Annotated in this window: 24 protein-coding genes and 4 tRNA genes; all 28 read right to left on the minus strand. The window is 34.0% G+C overall.

Annotation, left to right across the window (positions count from 1 at the left end; translation table 11 throughout):
• Positions 1-40: 40 nt before the first annotated feature.
• On the minus strand, positions 41-3,853 hold the full coding sequence (rpoB, locus tag ACIQ0M_RS01080) for a DNA-directed RNA polymerase subunit beta (protein ID WP_396148844.1): 3,813 nt from the start codon (positions 3,851-3,853) through the stop codon (positions 41-43).
• A gap of 264 nt (positions 3,854-4,117) precedes the next feature.
• Positions 4,118-4,495, minus strand: coding sequence for a 50S ribosomal protein L7/L12 (rplL, locus tag ACIQ0M_RS01085; protein ID WP_396148846.1), 378 nt, complete (start codon positions 4,493-4,495; stop codon positions 4,118-4,120).
• Positions 4,496-4,557: 62 nt separating this feature from the next.
• Entirely contained in the window at positions 4,558-5,073 is a 516-nt protein-coding gene (gene rplJ, locus ACIQ0M_RS01090) for a 50S ribosomal protein L10 (RefSeq protein WP_396148848.1), read from the minus strand.
• A 22-nt stretch (positions 5,074-5,095) separates the two neighbouring features.
• Positions 5,096-5,785: a 50S ribosomal protein L1 gene (gene rplA / locus ACIQ0M_RS01095; RefSeq protein WP_396148850.1), complete on the minus strand. Its 690-nt coding sequence runs from the start codon at positions 5,783-5,785 to the stop codon at positions 5,096-5,098.
• 13 nt (positions 5,786-5,798) lie between these two features.
• Positions 5,799-6,236, minus strand: coding sequence for a 50S ribosomal protein L11 (gene rplK, locus ACIQ0M_RS01100; protein WP_112086199.1), 438 nt, complete (start codon positions 6,234-6,236; stop codon positions 5,799-5,801).
• A gap of 66 nt (positions 6,237-6,302) precedes the next feature.
• A complete protein-coding gene (gene nusG, locus ACIQ0M_RS01105; protein ID WP_112086200.1) occupies positions 6,303-6,854 on the minus strand; it encodes a transcription termination/antitermination protein NusG in 552 nt (183 codons plus the stop codon).
• Positions 6,855-6,862: 8 nt separating this feature from the next.
• On the minus strand, positions 6,863-7,060 hold the full coding sequence (secE, locus tag ACIQ0M_RS01110; RefSeq protein WP_129463948.1) for a preprotein translocase subunit SecE: 198 nt from the start codon (positions 7,058-7,060) through the stop codon (positions 6,863-6,865).
• A 15-nt stretch (positions 7,061-7,075) separates the two neighbouring features.
• Positions 7,076-7,146: transfer RNA gene (locus tag ACIQ0M_RS01115), tRNA-Trp, on the minus strand.
• Between the two features lie 57 nt (positions 7,147-7,203).
• A complete protein-coding gene (gene tuf / locus ACIQ0M_RS01120; protein WP_396148853.1) occupies positions 7,204-8,391 on the minus strand; it encodes an elongation factor Tu in 1,188 nt (395 codons plus the stop codon).
• A gap of 54 nt (positions 8,392-8,445) precedes the next feature.
• Positions 8,446-8,517, minus strand: a tRNA-Thr gene (locus ACIQ0M_RS01125).
• Between the two features lie 29 nt (positions 8,518-8,546).
• A tRNA-Tyr gene (locus ACIQ0M_RS01130) sits at positions 8,547-8,628 on the minus strand.
• A gap of 84 nt (positions 8,629-8,712) precedes the next feature.
• Positions 8,713-8,786: transfer RNA gene (locus ACIQ0M_RS01135), tRNA-Thr, on the minus strand.
• 92 nt (positions 8,787-8,878) lie between these two features.
• The gene (gene hpf / locus ACIQ0M_RS01140; protein WP_396148855.1) at positions 8,879-9,181 is read right to left on the minus strand and encodes a ribosome hibernation-promoting factor, HPF/YfiA family; all 303 of its coding nucleotides are present in this window, start codon (positions 9,179-9,181) and stop codon (positions 8,879-8,881) included.
• A 34-nt stretch (positions 9,182-9,215) separates the two neighbouring features.
• The gene (locus tag ACIQ0M_RS01145; RefSeq protein WP_396148857.1) at positions 9,216-10,112 is read right to left on the minus strand and encodes a tyrosine-type recombinase/integrase; all 897 of its coding nucleotides are present in this window, start codon (positions 10,110-10,112) and stop codon (positions 9,216-9,218) included.
• 67 nt (positions 10,113-10,179) lie between these two features.
• A complete protein-coding gene (rpsU, locus tag ACIQ0M_RS01150) occupies positions 10,180-10,374 on the minus strand; it encodes a 30S ribosomal protein S21 (RefSeq protein WP_129463952.1) in 195 nt (64 codons plus the stop codon).
• 73 nt (positions 10,375-10,447) lie between these two features.
• Positions 10,448-11,617: an acyl-CoA dehydrogenase family protein gene (locus ACIQ0M_RS01155; RefSeq protein WP_396148859.1), complete on the minus strand. Its 1,170-nt coding sequence runs from the start codon at positions 11,615-11,617 to the stop codon at positions 10,448-10,450.
• A gap of 35 nt (positions 11,618-11,652) precedes the next feature.
• Positions 11,653-12,522 carry a ComEA family DNA-binding protein gene (locus tag ACIQ0M_RS01160; protein WP_396148861.1) on the minus strand — a complete coding sequence of 290 codons (870 nt, stop codon included), beginning with the start codon at positions 12,520-12,522 and terminating at the stop codon, positions 11,653-11,655.
• A gap of 18 nt (positions 12,523-12,540) precedes the next feature.
• The gene (locus tag ACIQ0M_RS01165; protein WP_396148864.1) at positions 12,541-14,037 is read right to left on the minus strand and encodes an alanine/glycine:cation symporter family protein; all 1,497 of its coding nucleotides are present in this window, start codon (positions 14,035-14,037) and stop codon (positions 12,541-12,543) included.
• A gap of 90 nt (positions 14,038-14,127) precedes the next feature.
• Positions 14,128-14,355: a PspC domain-containing protein gene (locus ACIQ0M_RS01170; RefSeq protein WP_396148866.1), complete on the minus strand. Its 228-nt coding sequence runs from the start codon at positions 14,353-14,355 to the stop codon at positions 14,128-14,130.
• 5 nt (positions 14,356-14,360) lie between these two features.
• The gene (locus tag ACIQ0M_RS01175; RefSeq protein ID WP_396148868.1) at positions 14,361-14,729 is read right to left on the minus strand and encodes a 6-phosphogluconate dehydrogenase; all 369 of its coding nucleotides are present in this window, start codon (positions 14,727-14,729) and stop codon (positions 14,361-14,363) included.
• Between the two features lie 49 nt (positions 14,730-14,778).
• Positions 14,779-16,053, minus strand: a complete 1,275-nt coding sequence (locus ACIQ0M_RS01180) for a DUF2851 family protein (protein WP_396148870.1) — start codon at positions 16,051-16,053, stop codon at positions 14,779-14,781.
• A gap of 101 nt (positions 16,054-16,154) precedes the next feature.
• Positions 16,155-17,516: a pyridoxal-phosphate dependent enzyme gene (locus ACIQ0M_RS01185; protein ID WP_396148872.1), complete on the minus strand. Its 1,362-nt coding sequence runs from the start codon at positions 17,514-17,516 to the stop codon at positions 16,155-16,157.
• Between the two features lie 198 nt (positions 17,517-17,714).
• The gene (locus ACIQ0M_RS01190; protein WP_396148874.1) at positions 17,715-19,694 is read right to left on the minus strand and encodes a putative porin; all 1,980 of its coding nucleotides are present in this window, start codon (positions 19,692-19,694) and stop codon (positions 17,715-17,717) included.
• A gap of 110 nt (positions 19,695-19,804) precedes the next feature.
• A complete protein-coding gene (locus tag ACIQ0M_RS01195; protein WP_396148876.1) occupies positions 19,805-20,611 on the minus strand; it encodes a hypothetical protein in 807 nt (268 codons plus the stop codon).
• Between the two features lie 9 nt (positions 20,612-20,620).
• A complete protein-coding gene (locus tag ACIQ0M_RS01200) occupies positions 20,621-22,033 on the minus strand; it encodes a RagB/SusD family nutrient uptake outer membrane protein (protein ID WP_396148878.1) in 1,413 nt (470 codons plus the stop codon).
• A 12-nt stretch (positions 22,034-22,045) separates the two neighbouring features.
• Entirely contained in the window at positions 22,046-24,997 is a 2,952-nt protein-coding gene (locus ACIQ0M_RS01205) for a SusC/RagA family TonB-linked outer membrane protein (RefSeq protein ID WP_396148880.1), read from the minus strand.
• Between the two features lie 151 nt (positions 24,998-25,148).
• Positions 25,149-25,904 carry a DUF4369 domain-containing protein gene (locus ACIQ0M_RS01210; protein WP_396148882.1) on the minus strand — a complete coding sequence of 252 codons (756 nt, stop codon included), beginning with the start codon at positions 25,902-25,904 and terminating at the stop codon, positions 25,149-25,151.
• Positions 25,867-26,678, minus strand: an 812-nt coding sequence (locus tag ACIQ0M_RS01215; RefSeq protein ID WP_396148884.1) for a T9SS type A sorting domain-containing protein, incomplete at its 5' end; no start/stop codon positions are given. The genes ACIQ0M_RS01215 and ACIQ0M_RS01210, both read right to left, overlap by 38 nt.

Below are 26,678 nucleotides of genomic sequence, written 5' to 3' on the forward strand. Positions count from 1 at the left end.
GTCGCAATTCACTTGAAACCTGAAACTTGAAACAATACTATTATTCCTCTAATCGGATGTCTAAACCAAGTCCTTTCAATTCGTGCATTAAAACGTTGAATGATTCTGGTAATCCCGGTTCCGGCATTGGCTCACCCTTCACGATTGCTTCGTAAGTTTTTGCTCTACCGATTACGTCATCTGATTTTACCGTCAATATTTCTCTTAAAGTACTAGAAGCACCGTATGCTTCAAGAGCCCAAACCTCCATCTCTCCAAAACGCTGACCTCCAAATTGAGCTTTACCACCCAATGGTTGTTGCGTAATAAGCGAGTATGGTCCGATAGAACGTGCGTGCATCTTATCATCAATCATGTGACCTAATTTCAACATATAGATTACTCCAACTGTTGCTGCTTGGTGGAAACGTTCTCCGGTTCCTCCATCATATAAATAGGTATGACCAAATCTTGGAATTCCTGCTTCGTCTGTTAATTCATTAATTTGATCGATTGTAGCCCCATCAAAAATTGGCGTTGCATACTTTCTTCCCAAATTCTTTCCAGCCCATCCTAACACAGTTTCATAAATCTGACCGATGTTCATACGAGATGGTACACCAAGAGGATTCAATACGATATCAACTGGCGTTCCGTCTTCCAAGAATGGCATATCTTCATCTCTTACTATACGAGCAACAATACCTTTATTTCCGTGACGACCTGCCATTTTATCACCCACTTTCAACTTACGTTTCTTAGCGATGTAAACTTTAGCTAATTTTAAAATTCCGGCTGGTAATTCATCTCCAACAGTAATAGTAAATTTCTCTCTTCTTAACGCACCTTGTAAATCGTTTAATTTGATTTTATAATTGTGAATCAAATCGTTAACTAATACATTGGTTTCGTCATCGGCTACCCATTGACCTTTTGTTAAATGAGCAAAATCTTCAACGGCATTCAACATTTTTTGAGTATATTTTTTACCTTTTGGTAAAACTTCTTCTCCTAAATCGTTCATTACACCTTGCGATGTTTTTCCGTTTACGATGTTGAATAATTTATCAACCAATTTGTCTTTTAATTCGTTGAATTTTACTTCGAACTCCATTTCTAATGAAGCCAAATCATCCTTATCTTTTGTACGCTTACGTTTATCTTTAACGGCTCTTGCAAATAATTTTTTGTCAAGAACAACACCGTGTAATGATGGAGAAGCTTTTAATGAAGCATCTTTAACATCACCAGCTTTGTCACCAAAGATGGCACGTAATAATTTTTCTTCCGGTGTTGGATCTGATTCTCCTTTTGGCGTAATCTTTCCGATAAGAATGTCGCCAGGTTTAACTTCGGCACCAATTCTAATCATACCGTTTTCATCCAAATCTTTTGTCGCTTCTTCTGAAACGTTTGGAATATCATTGGTTAATTCTTCGTTACCTAATTTGGTATCACGAACTTCCAATGAATAATCATCAATATGGATAGAGGTAAAAATATCATCACGAACTACTTTTTCAGAGATTACAATTGCATCCTCAAAGTTGTATCCTTTCCATGGCATAAATGCAACTTTAAGGTTTCTACCGATGGCTAATTCTCCGTTTTGTGTTGCATATCCTTCACAAAGTACTTGACCTTTTGTAACTCTATCCCCTTTTCTTACGATTGGTTTTAGGTTAATGCAGGTACTTTGATTGGTTTTTTGAAATTTAATCAATTGATAGGTTTTATCATCTGAATCAAAACTTACCATACGTTCAGCATCCGTACGATCGTATTTAATGGTAATTTTTTCAGAATCAACATACTCTACTACTCCATTTCCTTCTGCATTAATTAACACTCTGGAATCTGAGGCAACTTGTCTTTCTAAACCGGTACCAACAATTGGAGCTTCAGGACGTAATAATGGTACAGCCTGACGCATCATGTTTGATCCCATCAAAGCACGGTTCGCATCATCGTGTTCCAAGAAAGGAATTAACGAAGCGGAAATCGATGCAATTTGGTTTGGAGCAACGTCTGTGTAATGAACAACATTTGGTTCAACTACAGGGAAATCACCTTCTTCACGGGCGATAACTTTATCGGCAGTAATTTTTCCATTGTCATCCATTTCGATGTTTGCCTGAGCAATCATTTTTCCTTCTTCTTCTTCTGCACTTAAGTAAATTGGTTCCGATTTTAAATCAACCACACCATTCGTTACTTTACGATAAGGTGTTTCGATGAATCCCATTCCATTTACTTTCGCATAAACCCCAAGCGAAGAAATCAAACCAATATTTGGTCCCTCCGGCGTTTCAATCGGACATAATCTTCCGTAGTGTGTATAGTGAACGTCACGCACCTCGAATCCGGCTCTCTCTCTAGAAAGACCACCTGGTCCTAGGGCAGACAATCTTCTTTTGTGTGTAATCTCTGCTAATGGATTTGTTTGATCCATGAATTGAGATAACTGGTTGGTTCCGAAGAAAGAGTTGATAACCGATGATAATGTTTTAGCATTAATCAAATCGATTGGCGTGAACACCTCGTTATCTCTAACGTTCATTCTTTCGCGAATAGTTCTAGCCATACGAGCAAGACCTACACCAAATTGTGCAGAAAGTTGTTCGCCAACTGTTCTAACACGACGGTTTGATAAGTGATCAATATCATCAATCTCTGCTTTAGAGTTGATTAATTCAATCAAATATTTCACGATAGTGATAATATCCTCTTTGGTCAACACTTGTTTTTCCATTGGGATATCCAAACCTAATTTTTTGTTCATTCTATAACGACCAACTTCACCTAAGTTATAACGTTGATCTGAGAAGAATAATTTATCTATAATACCACGAGCGGTTTCTTCATCAGGCGGTTCTGCATTACGCAACTGACGGTAGATATGCTCAACGGCTTCTTTCTCTGAGTTGGTTGGATCTTTTTGTAATGTGTTGTGGATAATGGCATAATCTGCTTGGTTATTATCCTCTTTATGTAACAAAATAGATTTCACGTTAGAATCGATGATTTCCTCCACATTATCTTTGTCGATAATTGTATCACGATCTAAAATGATTTCGTTTCTTTCGATAGAAACTACTTCTCCAGTATCTTCATCAACGAAATCTTCGTGCCACGTGTTTAACACACGAGCCGCTAATTTACGTCCGATGTATTTTTTTAGTCCTGTTTTAGAAACTTTAATTTCCTCTGCAAGGTCAAAGATTTCGAGAATATCTTTATCTCTTTCGAAACCGATTGCACGGAATAAAGTAGTTACAGGTAATTTTTTCTTTCTATCGATATACGCATACATAACGTTATTGATATCGGTAGCAAATTCTATCCATGACCCTTTAAAAGGTATTACACGGGCAGAGTATAATTTGGTTCCATTAGCATGGAATGACTGTCCAAAGAAAACACCAGGTGAACGGTGTAACTGCGATACAACAACTCTTTCAGCACCATTGATAACAAAAGTACCGCTAGGCGTCATATAAGGAATAGTACCTAAATAAACATCTTGTACAATTGTTTCAAAATCTTCATGTTCAGGATCAGTACAATAAAGTTTCAATCTGGCTTTTAAAGGCACACTATAAGTTAACCCTCTTTCGATACACTCTGAAATAGAATAACGAGGCGGATCTACAAAATAATCTAAAAATTCAAGTACGAAATTGTTTCTTGTATCGGTGATTGGAAAATTTTCCATGAAGGTGTTGTATAGACCTTCGTTGCCTCTTTCGTCAGATTTCGTTTCTAATTGGAAGAAATCCTTAAAAGATTTTACCTGAATATCCAAAAAGTCTGGATATTGTGGTATATTTTTAGTAGAGGCAAAATTCAATCTTTCAGTCTGATTTGTTATCATCAATGGACAAAATTTTGATTAAAAAAAAGTAATTTTTTGTGTAATTACACTGTTTAACTTATACTTTCTTTTTTAAAACCGATACATCTCTAAAAACAAATGGTATAATTCATTCATATTTTTTCTTCGTATCGATCAAAAATTTTTTCGTATATTAAACTAATATGATAATAAAACTTGATTTAATTTTATTATACGAAAAAGGGTTTAGGCCGTTGGAGGTTAATCCAAGACCTAAACCTAGTTCTTAAAACCTAAGTTAGCTTATTTAAGCTCTACTACAGCTCCAGCTTCTTCTAAAGATTTTTTAAGACCTTCAGCCTCATCTTTAGTTACACCTTCTTTTACATTTGAAGGAGCAGCATCAACTAAATCTTTAGCTTCTTTAAGACCTAAACCTGTTAATTCTTTAACAGCTTTAACTACAGCTAATTTAGAAGCTCCAGCATCTTTTAATACTACAGTAAATTCAGTTTGCTCTTCAACAGCAGCAGTTTCACCACCACCTACAGCAGGACCAGCAACTACAGCGGCAGCTGCAGGCTCGATTCCATACTCATCTTTTAAAATTGTTGCTAATTCGTTAACCTCTTTAACTGTTAAGTTAACTAATTGTTCTGCGAATTGTTTCAAATCTGCCATTTTTTCTATCGATTTAAATAGTTTGTAAAATATAATTTATTAAGTGCGTTCTCGCGGGGTTCTTATCTTTCCGATAAGGTTTTAACAATTCCTGCAATTTTGCCACCACCCGATTTAAGAGCAGATACAACATTTTTAGCAGGAGATTGAAGAAGACCGATAATTTCTCCGATAACTTCTTCTTTTGATTTAAGAGCTACTAAAGCATCTAATTGGTTATCGCCAATAAAGATAGCTTGATGAATGTAAGCTCCTTTTAAAAGAGGTTTATCCGATTTTTTACGGAATTCTTTAATGATTTTTGCAGGAGCGTTTCCGTTCTCAGCAATCATTATTGAAGTATTTCCTTTTAATATTGAAGGTAAGTCTCCATAATCATTTGAAGAAGCTTCCATTGCTTTTTCCAACAAAGTGTTTTTCACTACATTTAATTGGATACCGGCTTTAAAACAAGCTCTTCTTAGATTTGAAGTAGTTTCAGCATTAAGGTTAGAAATATCTGCAATGTAGACAACATTACTATCAGCCAACTGTGCAGTTAAATCTTCAATAACTCTTGATTTTTCTTCTCTAGTCATAATATAATTGTTTAACTACCAATTAAACTGCTTTAGGGTCTAAAGCAATTGCAGGACTCATAGTACTTGACAAGTGAATTGACTTGATATAAGTACCTTTTGCCGCAGTTGGTTTCATTTTGATTAATGTTTGAATAATTTCGTGTGCATTATCTACAATTTTGTCTGCATCGAAAGAAACTCTTCCGATTCCTGCGTGGACAATACCGGTTTTATCAACTTTAAAGTCGATTTTACCAGCTTTCACTTCTTGAACAGCTTTTGCAACATCCATAGTTACCGTACCTGTTTTTGGGTTTGGCATTAAACCTCTAGGACCTAAAATACGACCTAATGGACCTAATTTACCCATTACAGCAGGCATTGTGATGATTACATCAACATCTGTCCAACCGTCTTTGATTTTTTGTAAATAATCGTCTAAACCTACGTGGTCTGCACCAGCAGCTTTAGCTTCCGCTTCTTTATCTGGAGTAACAAGTGCTAAAACCCTAACATCTTTACCAGTTCCGTGTGGTAATGCAACCACACCTCTTACCATTTGATTCGCTTTTCTAGGATCTACTCCTAATTTTACAGCGATATCAACAGACTCATCAAATTTTGCAGAAGCAACTTCTTTTAGTAATGCAGAAGCATCTTTTAGAGAATATAGTTTACTTTTTTCAATTTTTGCTGCAGCCTCTTTTTGCTTTTTTGTCAATTTTGCCATGTCTTTCTTTTAATTAAAAAGGAGCAACTCCTGATACTGTTATACCCATAGAACGAGCTGTTCCTGCTATCATACTCATAGCAGCCTCGATAGTAAATGCATTTAAATCTACCATTTTGTCTTCGGCAATTGTTCTAATTTGATCCCAAGTAACGCTAGCTACTTTTTTACGATTTGGTTGACCTGAACCTGACTTTAGCTTCGTTGCATCCAATAACTGGATAGCAGCGGGTGGAGTTTTTACAACAAAATCAAACGATTTGTCTTTGTACACTGTAATCTGTACTGGTAAAACTTTGCCGGGTTTATCTTGAGTTCTAGCATTAAATTGCTTACAGAACTCCATGATGTTAACTCCAGCAGCTCCCAAAGCAGGTCCGACCGGTGGCGAAGGATTCGCGGCACCTCCCTTTACTTGTAGTTTAACTACTTTACTAACTTCTTTAGCCATTGTGTTTTAAAAAAATTTAGCACATCTCAATTGGAAGCAAGATGCGGTTTATAATAATGTAACAAATTATACTTTTTCTACTTGCATAAAACCTAATTCTAATGGTGTTTTTCTTCCGAAAATTTTCACCATTACTTCAAGTTTACGCTTGTCTTCATTAATTTTTTCAACAGTTCCATTGAAACCGTTGAAAGGACCATCAATTACTTTGATGGTTTCACCAATATTGAACGGTATATTTTGAGTATCGGCAGTAACCGCCAATTCATCTACTTTACCTAACATTCTATTCACTTCAGACAAACGCAAAGGCACAGGATCTCCACCTTTTACTTCACCTAAAAAACCAATTACTCCTGTAATAGATTTAATAATGTGGGGAATTTCACCTATCAAGTTAGCTTCAATCATTACATAGCCAGGAAAATAAACTTTATCCTTGGCTATTTTCTTGCCATCTCTTACTTGCACTACTTTTTCTGTAGGAACTAAAACCTGAGCAATATGATCTGCTAATTGAAGACGATTAATTTCGTTTTCGATATAAGTTTTAACCTTATTCTCTTGGCCACTTACAGCTCTAACGACATACCACTTTTTTAAACTACTATCAGCCATAACAGATATTATCCTTTTATCAAATTAAAAAATCCTGATATTGCTTTTCTGAAAACTTCATCAACACCCCACGTAGCAAGTGAAAATACAATTGTAAATACTGCTACAATAATGGTTAAACGTTGTACTTCTGCCCAAGGTAACCAAGTTACATTCGTTTTAAGTTCTTGAAAAGCTTCTGTTATATAGTTAACAACTTTTGTCATTATAATTGATTTTTGCACGGATGGAGAGATTCGAACTCCCATCAACGGTTTTGGAGACCGCTATTCTACCCTTGAACTACACCCGTTTGTTAAAAGCCAGTCACACTCCGAAGAATATGAACTGGCTTTATATAATTTATGAATTAGTCAACGATTTCAGTAACCTGACCAGCACCTACAGTTCTACCACCTTCACGGATAGCAAAACGTAAACCTAGGTTAAGAGCGATTGGGCTCAATAAAGTTACGTCGATAGTTAAGTTATCACCTGGCATTACCATTTCAACTCCAGCTGGTAAAGAAATAGTACCAGTTACGTCAGTTGTTCTTACATAAAACTGTGGACGGTAGTTGTTGTGGAATGGTGTGTGACGACCACCTTCTTCTTTTTTCAAGATATAAACCTCTGCTTTAAATTTAGCGTGTGGTTTTACTGAACCTGGCTTACAAATAACCATACCTCTACGGATATCAGCTTTGTCAATACCTCTCAATAATAGACCTACGTTATCTCCAGCTTCACCTCTGTCAAGGATTTTACGGAACATTTCAACTCCAGTTACAGTAGAAGTTAATTTATCTGCACCCATACCGATGATTTCAACTGGATCCCCTGTATTAGCAACTCCTGTTTCGATACGACCTGTAGCAACAGTTCCACGACCAGTAATAGTAAATACATCTTCAACAGGCATCAAGAATGGTTTTGCATTGTCACGCACTGGCTCTTCGATCCAAGCATCAACAGCATCCATTAATTCCATGATTTTATCAACCCATGCAGCATCTCCATTTAATCCACCTAAAGCAGATCCTTGGATAACAGGCCCATTGTCTCCATCATAATCATAGAACGATAATAAGTCTCTGATTTCCATTTCAACTAGCTCTAAAAGCTCAGCATCATCAACCATATCCACTTTGTTCATGAAAACAACGATTCTTGGAATACCAACCTGACGTCCTAAAAGGATGTGCTCACGTGTTTGTGGCATTGGACCATCTGTTGCAGCAACTACAAGGATAGCACCATCCATTTGAGCAGCACCAGTAACCATGTTCTTTACGTAATCCGCGTGACCTGGACAGTCAACGTGAGCGTAGTGACGATTAGCTGTTTCATACTCTACGTGTGAAGTATTGATAGTAATACCTCTTTCTTTCTCCTCAGGAGCGTTATCAATTTGATCAAACGATTTTGCTTGACAGTAACCTTTTTCAGACAATACTTTAGTAATTGCCGCAGTTAATGTAGTTTTACCGTGATCTACGTGTCCAATTGTACCTATATTTAAGTGCGGTTTGGAACGATTAAAACTTTCTTTTGCCATTTTACTTAATTTTTAATCTTAGTTATATAATAGTGTTTAAATCTTACGACTTTGAGCCAATGACGGGATTTGAACCCGTGACCTCTTCCTTACCAAGGAAGCACTCTACCCCTGAGCTACACCGGCAAGAAATTAATCTTTCAAGCTAAAAATTGTGGGGAGAGCAGGATTCGAACCTGCGAAGATGTAATCAGCGGATTTACAGTCCGCCCTCGTTGGCCGCTTGAGTATCTCCCCTCAAATTTTTTTAAACTTTTAAATGAACGTAAATGCTTTGAAATTAAAATCTTACAAAACATTTTCTAACTATTCTTCTAATTGAGCCGATAGAGGGACTCGAACCCACGACCTGCTGATTACAAATCAGCTGCTCTAGCCAGCTGAGCTACACCGGCGTTACTCAATAAAAAAAGCCCGCTATTTCTAACGGACTGCAAATGTATAGATTTTATTTGTCAATCAAAACATTTTTTAAAAAAAATTTGTTCTATATATGTGTTCTGATTTTTTCTTTTCTTTTTAAAAGCAAACGTTCCAATGCTTCGGTTGAAGAATCAACTGCTTCTTCAAACGTTTTACACTGTTTCTTTACCATAAAATCATCGCCCGGCACATGAATTTTAATCTCAACAATTTTATTTTCTTTCTCACTGGTAGATTCTACCTTTAAAAAAACATCTGCAACAACAACTTTGTCATAATATTTTTCCAATTTATCCATTCGAATTTGAATGAAATCTACTAACTTTCCGTCAATATTAAAGTTTACAGCATTAACATTTACCTTCATAATCTAATTTTTAAGGTTAAACAAACTTAGCGAACTATTTTTGGTTTCGAGGATGAGCATTTCCATATACTTTTTTTAACTCCGACAAACTACTGTGTGTATAAACCTGAGTTGATGCCAAACTCGAATGTCCTAATAATTCTTTAACTGAATTCAAATCGGCTCCGTTATTTAATAAGTGCGTTGCAAACGTGTGCCGCAAAATGTGAGGACTCTTTTTTACCTTCTCGGAGACATTACTAAAGTACATATTTATTAATCGATAAACAAATGTATCATTCAATTTAACACCTTTTTGTGTTAAAAATAATTTGTCATCATCTTTAATTTCTTGAAGCTGACTACGTTGAAGAATATAGCTTTTTAATTGATTAATTATGATTGGCAGTAATGGAATGATTCGTTCTTTATTTCTTTTTCCTAGAACTTTCAAAGTTGTATTTGAAAAATCTATTCCACTTAAACTTAAATTAATAAGTTCTGTTCTTCTTATTCCGGTAGTGTAAAACAAATCGATAATTAATTTGTCACGAATTCCTTCAAAACCATCCGGATAAACAATTTGATTTAGAACCAAATCTACTTCTTTTTCCGAGAATGGAATTTGAATCTTTTTAGGTGTTTTGAGTGCTTTGTGTTTAAGCAGAGGACTTTGTTCAATTTGCTTAATTCGAAGCAAGAATTTATAATAGCTCTTTAAAGATGATATTTTTCGGTTTACTGACGAGGATGAAATCCCATTATCTACCAACGAGACAATCCAACTTCTGATTTGCGAATAAACTACTTGATCGATAGAATCTTGTTCAAAATGAACCTTATTAAATCTTTCAAATTCTTCTATATCAGTCAAATATGCCTTTACAGTATGCAATGAATAATTCTTTTGTATTTGAAGATAATCCTTGAAAGCTTGCTGATTTGATTGCATAAAAAAACCGTTAGCCTCAAAGTTACAAAACTTATCAAACTAACGGTTTATTTTATATAAAAAGCTATTAAATTTCTACACTGTCTCGCAATGTTTGAATGTACTGAGCTTTTTGAACTTGTGCTCTTCTCACAACAGATGGTTTAATAAAAGCCTGACGTGCTCTTAACTGACGAACAGTTCCCGTTTTATCAAATTTTCTTTTGTAGCGTTTTAACGCTCTGTCGATATTTTCTCCGTCTTTAATTGGTATAATTAACATAATCTAGACACCTCCTCTCTTTTAGAAGTGCAAAGGTATTAATTATTTTTCACTTATAAACGAAAATACTTAATTATTTTACTGCCGGTTTATAGTTTTGATTGTCAATAATCATTTTAGACAAAATCTCTTTCAAGATTTCGGAAGTTCCACCACCAATTGGTCCTAACCGACTGTCTCTTAACAATCGAGCCAAAGGATATTCTTCCATATAGCCATAACCTCCCAGCATCTGAAGACAACTATAAATAGTTTCATCGGCCACTTTGGTGGATTTCAATTTAGCCATGGTAGCTTCTTTTACTACATATTCGCCTTTGTTTAATCGAGCCACAGCAGCATAATTAAAAATTTTGCAATGCTCAACATCGGTAGCATGTTCCACCATTGTATGTCGTAATGCTTGAAATTTATTGATGGTAGTTCCGAAAGCTTCCCGCTGCGACATGTATTCTATTGTGTATTCCATCGCATACTCAGCACGAGCATGAGCATTAATGGCCATTATTAATCGCTCCAATGCAAAATGTTGCATAATATAGGGAAAGCCTTTTCCTTCTTCTCCCATTAAATTTTCTGATGGAATTTCTACATTATCAAATGAAATTTCTGCAGTATCTGACGCTCTCCAACCTAATTTATCAAGTTTTGTAGCTGAGATCCCTTTTGTAGTTGTATCTACTAAAAATATACTAATACCTTTGTTACCCAATTCAGGTTGTGTTTTTGCAGCCACAACATAATAATCGGCATATACACCATTAGTAATAAATGTTTTAGAGCCATTTATCACATATTTATCTCCTTTTTTAACAGCTGTAGTTCGCATACCAGCTACATCACTTCCGCCAAAAGGCTCGGTGATGCATAATGCTCCTATTTTATCGCCTGAAATACTAGCTGCTAAATAGTCTTTTTTAATACGTTCATCACCTTCTGCATTTAAGTGAGTCATAGCCAAATAAGAATGTGCCCACATTGCCGCTGCGAATCCCGAAGATTTTATTTTTTGTAATTCTTCTAAAAATATAACCGTATAAAATAAATCTAAATTCATCCCGCCATAAGCTTCAGGATAGGTTAATCCGAAGAAACCCATATCACCAAACTTTTTCCAAATAAATCGTTCGATGGTTCCTGTTTTTTCCCATTTTTCAATATGAGGAGCGACTTCTTTTTGTAGAAAATCGCGTAAAGTTGCTCTAAATAATTGGTGTTCTTCCGTAAAGTATTCTGAATTCATAAAATAAAATTATTTGCTTAAAATGAGCTATTTTTTTAAAATTCCAAATATAAGGCGATAATTTTGATTTTTTCACTAGTCAAACCCTTAATTTTTGTTAAATCCTCAATATTTTTTATTTCACCATTCATGCTGCGGTAGGTTACAATCTCCTTAGCGATTGAATAATTGAAGTAAGGGAATTTGGCTAGTTCTTTTATGGAAGCATTATTAACATCAATTTTGTTCAATTTTGGTTCTGAAGTTACTATAAAATGCTTGTTAAGGTTTTCTATTACTTCCGGACTTAACCCCCAAATGAATTGCATTTGTTCCATCGATAAAAATCCACCAAGACTTTCTCTATTTTTTAAAATTCTTTCAGACAGAGCAGGACCAATTCCATACAATTTGATTAAATCCTCTTGTGTGGCTTGATTAATATCAATTTTCACAATGGATTTTTTATTATCAACTTTTTTATTTGTAAAAGAAATATATTCTTTCTTGGGTTGATTAACCCAATCCGGAAATTTAAAGTAAGGTGAAATTGCATTGAGCAAACTATCTGAAACACCAGTAACGGTTTGAAATTCCTTTGCAGAATTCACGTATTTATTTTGTTTTCGAAAAGCAAAAAGTTTTTCTAACTCTTTTACCGACATTCCGAGTTTATATCCTTTATAATCCGTAATAAAATTGGGATTGAATGGATAAATTACCGGTTTTGTATTGTTATCAGAATTTTTTAAACTATCAATAACCAATTGCATTCCTAACCATTCATGATTAGAACTATCCGTTCGAGTTTGTTGATTTGAAATCCAAAAGAAATAACCTATTTGAGTAACTATAATCAGTAGGAACAACAAAAAAATCCCATTTCGTTGTTGTTTTGCCAACCGGAAATAGGATTTAAAATTCATATTTTCAATTCAATGTTATTACTCATATTTTTTTATTTCTCCAGACTTGAGTCGTTTGAAATAATCTTTTAAATCAGCTTTTACCTCACTGGAAAGGAAATACAATCCCAAGATGTTAGGGAATGCCATTCCTAAAATCATCATATCAGAAAAATCAATCACCGCACCTAGACTTGCAGACGAACCTAAAACGACAAAAATTAAAAAGAGGGCTTTATATATATTTTCCATCTTTTTTGTATTACCAAATAAAAACGTCCATGATTTCATGCCGTAATAAGACCAAGATATCATCGTTGAAAATGCAAAAAGTATAATTGCAACTAACAAAACATATTTAAACCATGGCAAAACACTGCTAAAAGCAGCTGAAGAAAGAGCAGATCCTGTTAATCCTTGTGTATCGTGTGCATATCCAGTAAAAATAAGGACTAAAGCAGTCATCGTGCAAACCACAATCGTATCTACAAAAGGTTCCAATAAAGAAACAATACCTTCACTTACTGGTTCATCGGTTTTAACCGCTGAGTGAGCAATAGCTGCCGACCCTACACCGGCTTCATTTGAAAATGCAGCTCGTTGGAAACCAACAACCAACACTCCTACTACACCACCTGTAATTCCGTCTGCTGTAAAAGCTCCGGCAAAAATCTCACGAAAAGCATCACCAATATGAGCAATATTTACAAAGATGATAATTAAAGAAGTAACCACATAAATCCCAACCATAAAGGGTACTATTTTATCAGTTACACTAGCAATTTTTTTAATTCCTCCTATAATTACTATCCCAACAAAAAAAGCAACCACTAAGCCATACCAAAATCCTTTTCCTTCAAAAACCGGAAAAACATTTGCTAATTGGGCAAAAGATTGGTTTGCCTGAAACATATTTCCACCTCCAAAAGATCCTCCTATGGCTAAAATTGCAAAAACTACGGCCAATACTTTTCCTAAACCTGCATATCCTTTTCTTCGCAAACCCTCTGAGAGATAATACATTGGTCCGCCGGACACTTCGCCTAAATCATTTAATTTACGGTATTTAACTCCTAAAGTACATTCTACAAATTTGGAAGACATTCCTAAAAATCCGGCCAATATCATCCAAAAAGTAGCACCTGCTCCACCTAAGGAAATTGCGACCGCAACTCCCGCAATATTGCCTAAACCTACCGTTCCGGAAAGTGCTGTTACCAAAGCTTGAAAGTGCGAAACCTCTCCTTCGTCTCCCGGTTTATCATAATCTCCTCTAATCAGTTGATAAGCGTGTTTAATTCCTTTTAGGTTAATGAAACCCATATAAATTGTAAAAAAAGTAGCTCCCACTACTAGCCATAATACCACCAAAGGCATATCGAAACCAAAAGATTCAAGAGGTTTGTAGAAAAAAACACTTGCCATTGCATCCACTGCAGGCTTGATAATATCATTTATCTTTTCATCTAAGCCTTTTTCTTGACTAAATGTTAAAACAGGTAGTAATAATGTAAAAATTGAGAGTAACTTTTTCATAAAGTTATTTTTTGATTAAAATTTTAGTTTAGCAAGATGCAAAAAAAATTGCGTTTAAAAAAAGTATCATTCAATTTTTTTTAAATTTTATTACAAATCAAAAACAGAACTTCTTTTGGTATATATCATATCCTTTAATTTTAACCAAAAAGCTAATGTGAGGTAAACTCCAAACCACAAGCCAACAGTTACAAAAGAAATATATATAAAAAATAAACGCACGTTAGAAGCTCGCATACCTAATTTATCAGCTAATCGCGAAGATACATGAAAACCATGCTTTTCAAAAAAAAGACGAATGTTAGTGATCCAACTCATTTTAATTATTTTGGATTTACAAAAGGAGATTCTTCTTCTTCAACAGCAGTAACAAAATAGCGGGTGTCGCCCCACCAAATAAAAGTTCGGTATCGTTCAATATAGCTCAGCTTAACGTATCTCCCTTGAAGATTTTCCATTTTTGAAATAACTTCTTTTTCTTTTGTAGGAACTGTAAACTGAAAAATTTGGGCTCCGGATATTCCTTGACTCATCTCTCCTTCCCACGTTTTAAAAGTCACTCCTTTTTTACTAAATTTAATTAATTCGCCTGAACGTACTCCTTCTGAATAAGGAACATAATAGATAAATGCAAAATAGCCAAAAAATGCAACAATCAATAAAACTATAAAACGAATAAAATACTTTTTCATTTTTTGTCCGAAACTCAATTTGACTTCATTATTTTTCATGACGCTATAATTAAGTAGTAAAGTTAATCAACTTTTGTCCAATTGCACAATTCAAGCATTTATTTGTGTTGCAATATTCTTTTTTTAATTGCAGTAATGCTTGTGATTGGTAACTATTGTTTGAAACTAATCCAATACCATTAAACTTATCAATAATTGTATTTTTTTCTGAAATAATTTCAGAGGCCAACCCAACAAGTAACTCAGGGATTATATTTCCATGAACATGACCAAAAGCAAATTTAATGGGAAGAATACAATTCAAAATGAGTAAATCGATAAAATTTTTTGTTACTCTTTTATTTTTTATGGCATGTGGTTTATCAAAAACATAATTCGATTGCCAATATTCAGATACATTACAATTAAAAAAAAGATAAATTTGATTTATTGAATGAACATTAACCAAGCTTTGAAAAAGTTGATGTTGTTTTACTACAAGTTGAGCCAATTGAGCTAATCGAATGGTTGGAAAATTATCCGGACGATGCTTGAAAAACTGCACCGATTGATAATAATCTATTTTTAATTCGTATTTATGTTTAAGGTAATTCCAACGCTTTTTTAAATCATTAAAATAAATGTCTTCGTTTTCACTTTCCAGGAGTCCAGTAGCTCCAAAAAAAAGTGCTTCTAAAGATTCTACTTCATATCGTTCTTTTTTAATAATGGAATAAGGTATTGATTCCGCCATTTTTAAAAATGCTTCACCATTGGTATTGAGCCCGAAACTTTTTGCTAATAATTGGAAAAAAGTGGCTTCCCAATCGAAAGAGTTTTTTTGAAGGAGTTTTTCTACTTCATTCGCTTTTATTTCCAAACGTTCAAAAAATAAACGTTCAATCCAATTCGAAATTGTAAATTCATCTACAAATGAAATTTGATTTTCACAATTTATCCATTTTTTTTGAGCGAATAAGTTATTATATTGACTTAAAATTTCTGTTGGGATTTGTTGTTTTAGTTCTAAAACCGGAATGACGGTATTATTTTTCCGAAACACATCGGTGTCATGTTCCCAAACAACATGCAGAATAACATTATCGTAATTTGCATCGGTTTGATGATGATGTACATACCAATCAGAGGATTTAAGATGAATTTCTATATTTCCTGCCCACTTTTGATTATCGATAACAATTTGAGCATTAAAAAAATCGGGGCCGGCTTGTTGAATGTAATAGCCGGAATGAATTATAGTAAGTTCTTGTCCGGAAACTGTTTTGAGGTTGGTAAAGGCAAACTTTTTATATTGCCAAACGTAATGGAGAAAATCTTCTTTCATGGCTTGTAATTTGAAAATTGTGGCTTAAATAGTATTGCTAAAGTAATAAAAAAAATCCAACCTGAAAAGATTGGATTTTGAAATTTATGATTTTAGTACAACTATTTTATCGAACTGATGATATCATGTTTTGTAATAATATGGTATTTTCCATTTTCTAACTGAACCAAAACAGCTTGATTATCTTTATTGATAAGTTTAGAAACTTCTTCAACCGGTGTGTTCTCCATTACGATTGGATAAGGTTTGCCCATGATTTCACGAATTGGCTTTTCGGCGATATTTTTATCTGAAAAATAACTTTTGAATAAGTCAGATTCATCAATCGATCCCACAAATCCAGAAGTGTCAATGACCGGTATTTGTGAAATATTGAATTTTTTTAACCGGTCGATAGCATGAGAAACTAATTCTTCGGTGCGAACAATTACTAATGATTTATCTCTGTGATTTTTAATTAAATCGGCTGCTGTGGTAATTTCTTCGTCTAAAAATCCACGTTCACGCATCCAATCGTCGTTGAACATTTTACCAACATAACGACTACCCGAATCGTGAAACAAAACAACAACAACATCTTCCGGTTTAAAATGTTCTTTTAATTGTAACACTCCTTTGATAGCTGAACCGGCTGAATTACCCACAAAAATTCCTTCTTCTAAAGCTAATCGTCGGGTGAAAACCGCAGCATCTTTATCGGTTACTTTTGTGAAACCGTCTATTAAAGAAAAATCAACATTTTTTGGCAAAATATCTTCTCCAATTCCTTCTGTGATATAGGAATAAATTTCATTTTCGTCAAAAATTCCGGTTTCGTGGTATTTTTTAAACACAGAACCATACGTGTCAACGCCCCAAATTTTAACGTTAGGATTGTGCTCTTTTAAGTATTTTGCTACTCCTGAAATGGTTCCACCGGTTCCTACTCCAACCACAAAATGCGTTACTTTTCCCTCAGTTTGTTCCCAAATTTCAGGACCGGTTTGTTCATAATGAGCAATAGCGTTGGATGGATTGTCGTATTGATTTACATACCATGAATTCGGAATTTCAGTTCCTAATCGTCTGGAAACAGAATAATACGAACGTGGATCGTCTGGCTCTACATCGGTTGGGCAAACGATTACTTTGGCTCCAACAGCTCGAAGAATATCCATTTTTTCTTTGGATTGCTTGTCGGTAATTACACAAATTAACTTGTAGCCTTTTACGATTGCTCCTAACGCCAAGCCCATTCCGGTGTTTCCGGATGTTCCTTCGATTATGGTTCCTCCAGGTTTTAAACGACCGTCTGCCTCGGCATCTTCGATCATTTTGATAGCCATACGGTCTTTCACGGAATTCCCGGGATTAAATGTTTCTACTTTCGCAAGCACTAAACAATCCAATTCTTGGGTAATTTTATTGATTTTAACAAGCGGCGTATTTCCGATTGTTTCTAATATATTTTTTGCAAATTTCATTTTGTTTGTTTTACGGTGGCAAAGATAGGGATTTTTGGATTATTCAAACGTTGGATTATTGGATGGTTTGATTTTTGAATTCAATTTTTTTATGGTTAATCTCCTAGCCCCGACAGCAGCAGCATCCTTTTGCAAAGCAAAAGATATAGCGGATGGCGGGAAAATGAATAGCTGTAAAAGCCTAAGCCTTTCCGCTCCTTATAAGAAGAAATTCCATTCGAGTCCGAAACGAACAATAAAATCCCTGTACGGATTATTGGGTGCAGAATAGTAATTGAATCCGGTCATTGCGGCATTAAAATGTTCTGCTTTGAGATAGATTCTTGCTGTTTTTATTTTGGCATTGATAAAGAAATCAACCATTGGGAAATTCCCAATTTCTTGTCTGTTTTGTACATAAAAATCAGCTACCACCGGATTGTAATCGTTAGCGTAATACTTACTAAAATAATTAACTGTTACACCGGTTTGAAGGAAAAGTGCTTTTTTGAAAAAATGACCGGAAAAATATAATGTGCTTCGAAGTGTTAGTTCGGGAACGTTTAAAACGTCATCTTCTTGATCTACTTTTTGATAAAGCACGGTGTTGTCGAAACCTAATTTCCAGAATTTTATTTCTTTTCCGGCTTTTATACTCAGGTAATTGATGGTTTTATCGTATTGCTTTGGTGTAATCAATAGTTGATCCTCCGGTGCTGTGTCTTGGCCGAAATAGAGAAAATCATTGAGTGTAGTGAGTTGAAGTGCCGCATCAATCCATTGGGTTTTGGCAGTTACTTCGATGTTATTTACTTTTTCATTTCTAAAATTATTTGCCCAATTGTAGTTGACATAACTGCTTTGGAAAAGTGAAAAAGTATGATTTGGCAATCGATTTAGATTTTGATAGCGTAAATCAATGCTGTTTTTGTCATTGTATTTAAAAAGTAATTTTCCATCAAGATTGGATAAACTTTGGTCTGTGATAGAAGTAGAATAACTGAACTTTCCGTTCCATTTATTTTTTTGGTAGGTATACTGACCGCCAACAGATTGAATTTCATCGCTTAGATTACTGGGGATAAGCTGATCGTCTTGAACGATTACTCTGTTATAAAAATAATTGAATCTAAAATCTTCCAGAAAAAATTGGAACTCACCCAGTGATTTATTTTCGTATAAAGCTCCGATTTTGTTATACATTCTGTTGTAACGGGTTTCATCGTTGATGTTACTAAGCACATAAGAATCACCAAAACGGTTTACTACACGATTCCCCTCGTCTGAGATAATTGTTGTGGCAACGGTAGTCTGTTTATAATTAAAAAACTTATGCTCATAGTTGAGTTGATGGTGTAAGTAAACATTATTTTGGGCATCGTTTTTATTAATTCTGAAATAATGGTCGTAAAAATAGCGATTCCCTTTAAGAAGAGTTTCTGCATCATTTAGGAACACTTGCACTCGAGCTCGATTTCTGAAATCTGCTTCTCCTCCTTCAAAATCTTCTAAATTGATAATACCTCCATTTTCTCCATTTAAAATATCTTGGGCAGTAAAATGAGCTTTAAATTGATAGCGATTACTTTTTGTTTGATAGCTGGTTGAGAAACGAAAATTTCCGGTACTGGAAAGTTGGTTGATATATTTTCCGAGGGAACGTAATCCTTTGTAGGCTATCGAAAAATTTAGTCTTTCGGATGTGTTTAATGTAATGAAGGCATCGAGATTTTGACCTTGTTCCATCACGGTTTTAAAATATAATTCCGTTAAAGGAGTTGGCACACGATAGTAATGAATATCATTTGCGGCTAAAAAATTAAAATGTTTACCGGTTAAACCAATTTCGGGATAAGGATTGAACTGATTTAGTCCAAAATCCAGCGTTGTATAGGTTTGTCCTTCATTTGCAAATTGTTGTAAACCAAAAATATCTTTACGCAAGTAATTGTATTTATACTCTTTTTGAATGGTTAAAGAAGTGTCATAATGTGTGGTATCTCTTTCAATAGTGATGATTTTGTATTCGGAAATATTTGCTGTGGATTTATAAGTTATATCAGAAGAATTAGATTCTGAATCTGTTCTATCTAAAATTCTATTTTGATTAACTATATTATCCTCCTTAATCTTCTTGTTTTTTTGAGAGAAGGACAAAAAGGAAGTTAAGAAAAATAATATACATAAATATCTTGTCATAAAAATTTTTGACAAATGTAAATCAAATATAAATATTAAAACAATAAGAAGATTACAAAAAAAAACCTGTGATAAAATCACAGGTTAATTTTTATGTTAAGAAATACAAATTATGGTCTTGAAAAATTAATTTCAGTAGCAGCAAAGAAACCTGCACTAACTCTAACTTGAAATCTCATGTAAATTGTTTGTGCACAAGCAGAAAAATTACCTGTACCTCTATCAATCCATGCTTGTCCATATGTAGAGTTTACATACAATGGATTGTCTGTATAAACTGGAAAATCCAATTTAAAATTCGATGGATTAGAATCGTTAAAATAAACTTTAGTCTGAGAACTTGGATTAACATCCCAAATATTAGACATAATGATTTCATTCAATTCAGATGCTGGTCCAGCTACAAAATCTGAATTGTAGACAGTATATCCAACTTCATCGGCATCCCAAGAACCTACAAAATCATCTACAGAAAATGGACAAAATTGATAAATATCTAAGGAATAAATATTATCAAAAGTAGCAACTTCACCATCTTCAATAGTTTCTAAATTTAAAATCAATTTAGAACCGGTTGTTGAAGCATTTTCGTAGTTCCCTAAAATCTTAATGTAACCTACATTAGAATTTGCAGGAATCACAAAAGTTGACTGATCAATAGTATACTGATTAGTAGTCGCTGTAGACTCAGGATCAACAGTAATGTTGAAAGTTCTGTCTGAAGTAGAGGTAGTTGTAATTCCAACTTCAATCAAATGCTCAGGGTTTGGAACTTCTTGAATAAAAAAAGCTCCAGTTGTTCCTGATGTGAAGTAAGCAATACTTCCATCTGCCGGATTATAAATTTCCGGATCTGCATCTCCACACGAATATAGTGTGATGGCAGTAAATAACGTTAATAAAATTCCTTTTTTCATAGTTTAATTTTAATATTGAGGGTTTTGTACTAAATTTTGATTAGCAAATATAGCTGACTGTGGAATTGGCAGAGTAAATCTGTAATCACCAGGTTCTAATGTTTGTGCAAAAGTATTTAACAAAACATCAGAATCTAATCTATTAATTCCTAAGTTAAATCGCTTTAAATCAAAGAATCTGTGGCCTTCAAAAGCCAACTCTCTTCTTCTCTCATCAAGAATCTTTGTAATAGCATCTTGTTGTGAAGCAAAAGAAACATTAGGCAAAGCAGTAGGAGCCAATCTTCTACTAGCTCTTAATTGATTAATAAAACCTTCACCAGCTACAAAATCAGGTGAAGCTTTTAGAGCATGAGCCTCTGCTAGGATTAAATACATTTCAGCTACTCTAAATAATTTAATATCTGCTAAACCATAATTAGAAGCAGGTCCAGAATATTTTCCAACTCTAATATTATCAAGTGTACTACCTGTTTCAATTAATGCACCAACTTGTCTTCTTAAATCAGTTGAAGTAAACTGATTGAATAAATCGTTAGAAACATTAAAGAAGACATCACCATTAACATCTCTAAAAACCCTACCAATTTGAGTATTACCGGTAACTCGCTTTAATTCAAAAACAACTTCAGCATTACCTGCGTCAGTCCAAATGTCAAGATATTGGGTAGGATTGGCTGCTAAAGGAACAGCAGAAACAACTTCCTGAGCAAAAGTTATAGCTTGCTCATAATTCTTTGAATATAAAGCAATTCTAGCTCTTAAAGCTTGTACACCTAATGGTGTAATTCTAGTTATATCTGAGTTATCACTAAGGTCGCTCAAGGTTTCATAAGCAATAGCTAAATCATTATTAACAAACTCTAAGACTTCACCAACAGTGTTTCTTGGTAATGTTTCAAAAACAATAGGTCTATCAACAATAGGTATGGCCAAAGCTGAAGCATTGTCATAAGAAGTTGAAAAAAATCTGAGTAAATCAAAATGAGCCATAGCTCTTATAGCCAAAAGTTCAGCACGTGCTTGTTCTTTAAAATCCTCATCTTCTTGTGTAATTGCTGGAACACCATCAATTCTACTCAAAACAGTATTGGCTCTCGCAATGGTTACATAAAATCCAGTGTAATATCCATCTGGCGCAGTAGTTCCGTTATTTATGGCCCAAGTATGAACCTGAACGCCTTGCCCACGATTTGAGGACGGCTTTCTACACTCATCAGTAAAATAAGCAGACCACTCTATAAAACTTTGACCACCGATACCTGCGTATACACCTGTTACTGCAGTTGTTAAGTCTGCAATATTAGTAATGGCGTTTTCGTCAATAATCTCATCAGCTGCATCAATTTCATACGCATCTGAACAAGAACTAAACAAAGCTGTAGCCAAAACTGCTGACAAAAAAATACTTTTAATTTTCATAATTACAATTTTTTAAAATTTAACATCAACACCAAAAGTGAATATTCTTGGCGTTGGATACTCATACTGAGCAATGTTATCATCATCCTCAGGATCAAAACCTGTAAACTTGGTCCATGTAAACATATTTTGACCTTGTAAATAAACTCTAAACCCATCAATAAATTTAATTTGATCAATAACTTTTGGTGACAAAGTATAACCAATTTCAATATTTCTTAATCTTACATAAGAAGCATCTTCAATGTCCTTAGAACTAAACTCTCTATTGAATTCAAAACTTTGAACTTCTGTAATATCACCAGGATTTTGCCACATAGTAAGCATAACAGTTGATTGATTGTACTGTGCAAAATTTGGGTTTTCGCCAAAAAATGTTTGATTATTGTAACGATCATACTGAGCTGCAAAAGTGAATAAAGTAGAACAATCAAAACCTTTGTAAGAAAATCTATGTCCAAAACCTCCTGAATAAAAAGGTTCATATGTACCCCAATTAGCAGTAGAATTAGCCTGACTAAATTGATTTGTTACATTGCCTTCCAAATCATAATACAAGGGCTGACCATTAGCAGGGTTTACTCCTGCCCAACCCACAGCAAAGTGGGAACCAAAAGGCAAACCTTCTCTTACTATGGCAGTACCTTGAACAAACTCAGTTACCTGACCTAAATCTTCAATGTTATTCTTGTTATAATTGAAATTACCATATAAACTGAAAGAAGTGTTTTTATTTTTTATTAAAAAAGCTTCTATAGAAAAATCTATACCCGTATTACTCATTGAACCTGCATTGACATCCAAAACTCTACCTGGAAGACCGCTCTCAGCAGGAAGTTGTTGCTCAATCAAAAGCTTATTAGTAATATTTCTGTAAAATTCAACAGTTCCCACAATTCTAGAATTATTAAATAAAGCAAAATCTAAACCGATATTAGCTTTAGTTCCTTCTTCCCATTGCAAATTAGGATTTGGGCTACTAGTTTGTACAATACCTTGTGCACCACCATATTGTGTAGTACCCCAAGTTGCATATTGTTGAAAATCACCGATTCCCTCTTGGTTACCTGATGCACCATAACTTGCTCTCAATTTTAAATCTTTGAAGAGTTTATTCCCCTCCATAAATTTTTCATTGATAACATTCCAGTTAGCCCCTACAGCCCAGAAAGTACCCCATTTATTAGCCTCTGCAAAACGATTAGAAGCATCACGTCTGATTGATAAATCCACTTTAAATCTATCATCATAACCATATTTTGCTATACCAAAATAAGAAAAAATTCCACTATTAACAACACCACCACCAACTGCTGGTATAAGACCATTTTCGGCTGAACCAGGAGTTATTCCAGCTGGATAACCAACTAAAGATGGATTAATTCCATAACCTGTAAAAGTTCCCGATCTAAAATGATCCTTGAAGTACTCCATATAAGCCCCTAATTCAAAATCATGTTTTTCATTAAAAGTTCTGTTGTAAACAAGTCTAGAAGTTGTATTAAACCTACCTCTGTATAAGTTGGTTTGTTGATATAGACCAGCCTGCCCAATACCAACTGTTGAACCGTAAAATGTATTAGGATCTTGACCCCTTGTAAAGAAATCATTAGTGAAATCAACACCAAAATCAACACGTGCTGTAAAATATTTTGCAAATTTAGTTTCACCAAAAATAGAACCTACAATTTTAACCTGATCATTATTACGTTTATTTTCCAATAAGTTTTCATAAGCATTTGGACCGATTAATCCAGGACCAACATTATAAGTTCCATCTTCATTAAATACAGAATCATAAGGAGAACCTAAATAAGCAGCTGCATAAGGATTTTGCAATGCAACAGCATTTTCAGAATCAATAAGATTTTGTTTAGTGTAACCAAGAGATATATTGTAACCGAGAGTAGTTTTATCGGTAGCTTTTAAATCCATATTAGTACGAAGCGTAAATCTTTTTAGATCTGATCTTTCTGCAACCCCTTCTTGATCAAAATAATTAAGAGATGTGAAATATCTTACTTTTTCACCACCCCCACGTACAGATAACTCATGAGATTTGGTAACACCAGTTCTAAAAAAAACATCAGACCAATTTGTGTTAGTTTGTGAAAGCTCTGCAATCTGAGCATCAGTAAGTCCAGCTCCCCTTCCATTATTAACTAAACGTTGAAAATTTAAAAGCTGTTCTGAATTCATCATTTCAAAATTAGGATCACCAATTTCTGTGATACCGAATTGTGATCTATAAGTAAATTGGGCTTTTTCGTTATATTTACCTTTTTTAGAAGTTATAACGATTACACCGTTAGATGATCTAGAGCCATAAAGTGACGTGGCTGCCGCATCTTTCAACACAGAAACGCTTTCGAAATCATTAGCGTTTAGTGCCGCAAAATCCCCAGAGGTAATCGGCACACCATCCAAAAGGTAAAGAGGATCAGCACCACCAAATGTACTAGTTCCCCTAATTCTCACTTTAGATGAAGCACCCGGTTGACCTGAACCAGAAGCCACAGTTACTCCAGCAGCTTGACCTTGTAAAATTTGGTCAAAAGAAGTGAATGCCCTGTTTTCAATTGTACCTGCTTTAACAACCGAAATAGCTCCTACTACTTTTTGTTTAGATTCTGTAGCATAACTACTTACTACTACTTCGTCCAACGATAGAGCATCTTCTTCCATCGCTACGTTAACTGTGTTTGATGCACCCACAGTTAATGACTGTTTTTTCATACCTACGTAAGAAAATTCTAAAATTTCTCCCTGATTCGCTTTGATAGAATACTTTCCATCAAAATCTGATTGAGTACCTCTTGTTGTTCCTTTAACAAGAACAGTTACTCCAGGCAACGGAAGACCTGCCTCAGTTATTGTACCGCTAATAGTTTTCTCTTGAGCAAAAGAAAACTGAAAAATAAACGCAGTTAATAATACATAAATCCATTTGAACTTTGATCTCATATTAAATTTATTAGAGTTAGTTATCCTGCAAATCTCTTAAATAAATATTAAAAAAACAAATATAAAGATGTTAATATATAACGATTAATAATCTTTAACCAATATAAAACAATTAATAGATGTTAAATACATAAAAAGGTTGCGTTAAATATCAATTATTTTTTAAAGAATCTATTTTAACTTTTATCCTAGTAGCAATTTTATAATCTTTATACTTTGAATCAAATTTTTTAAAATGATTCTCAATATCTGTAATTGGATAATTTGGAAAATCAAACAAACCTTCAACAAGCATTAGTGAAACGAAATTATTCGGTTTTTTTGATAAATGTTCATTCATGTTAACTATATGCTTATAATTTATTTTATAATGAATTTTAAGCAACGAATCTATTACTTTATTATCATTATTCTCCTTAGATTTTTGCATCAGTAAACTATTCGATTTTTTAAAATTTTTAATTTCATTATTAATTTTAAAGGCTTTTAAATTATAATCGAATAAATGTTTATTTTCAAAACCACTTTTTACAAAAGAATTAAGAAGCGAAAAACCGTTAAAATATATCACAACATTATCTTCCTCTAATAAAACAGGTAATTTTTCAGACTCACCTTCAATGGATATGTATCTCAACACAGGCTCTTCAAAATTTCCTTTAAAAAAAAACCCACTATTAGTTATAATAGTGGAGTCTAGTTTTATTGGTAACAAATCATGATCTTCTTTCAAAAGATATACTTTCCTATTATTATATTCTTTCAAATTAACTCCTTGTATATTATAATCTGAATCTTTGTGATTACTGCAGGAGAACGTTAAGATCGAAATCAAAAATAATACAGTTCGTATATTAAATAATTCAAAACTACTTAAGAACAATTTTTTTAACAAGAGTAGAATCATTATTAGTAATATTTATAAAGTATACTCCTTTTGCGAAACCAGACAAATCTAACGAGACTTTAGACGTTTCAGAATTAAATTTATACAAACCGAAATCTTTTACCAATCTACCTTGTGTATCAATCAAATTTAGAGCAATATCAGAATTAAATAAATCAGGAAACTCAAAATTAACAATACCTTCAGTTGGGTTGGGATATACTACTAAATTTTCAATTCCCTCTTGATTCAAAGATAAAGATTCATCGACTCCTGAGACAACTAGAGAAAAATTTTGACTTCCTCCACTCAAATTACCTTTATGAGAAACCGTTATAGTATAAGCTCCTGAAGGATTTGACACATCAATACTTTCAACATTATCATAAGGATTATCATCTTGAATTGCTCCTCCTTGAATAAAAAATGGATTCAAAACCCATGGATAAAATGTTTCAGAATTTTTTGTTACCCTAACATCCAAATCATTGACTAAAACCGAAGTAGGATCATCTTCTACTCCATTACTTAAAGGCCCTGCAGGATCATTCCAAACTACCGTTATTCTCATAGGCGATCCATTAGAAATAACATTTCTTGAATATGTAGAACCTTGTGTTAGAGTCAATTCATCAATTATTGAACTTGTACCTTTGTTTGAAATTAGCAAAGCACTTTTTTGTGCATTTAATAAGCCCCATCCAAATCTATAATCTGGACCTTCACTATCACCAGTTTCTTCCGCACCATTAATCATAACAGCTTTTAGAGTCGCGGCTCTCATAAAATTAGAAT

The organism is Flavobacterium sp. (assembly GCF_044339515.1).
GTDB lineage: Bacteria > Bacteroidota > Bacteroidia > Flavobacteriales > Flavobacteriaceae > Flavobacterium.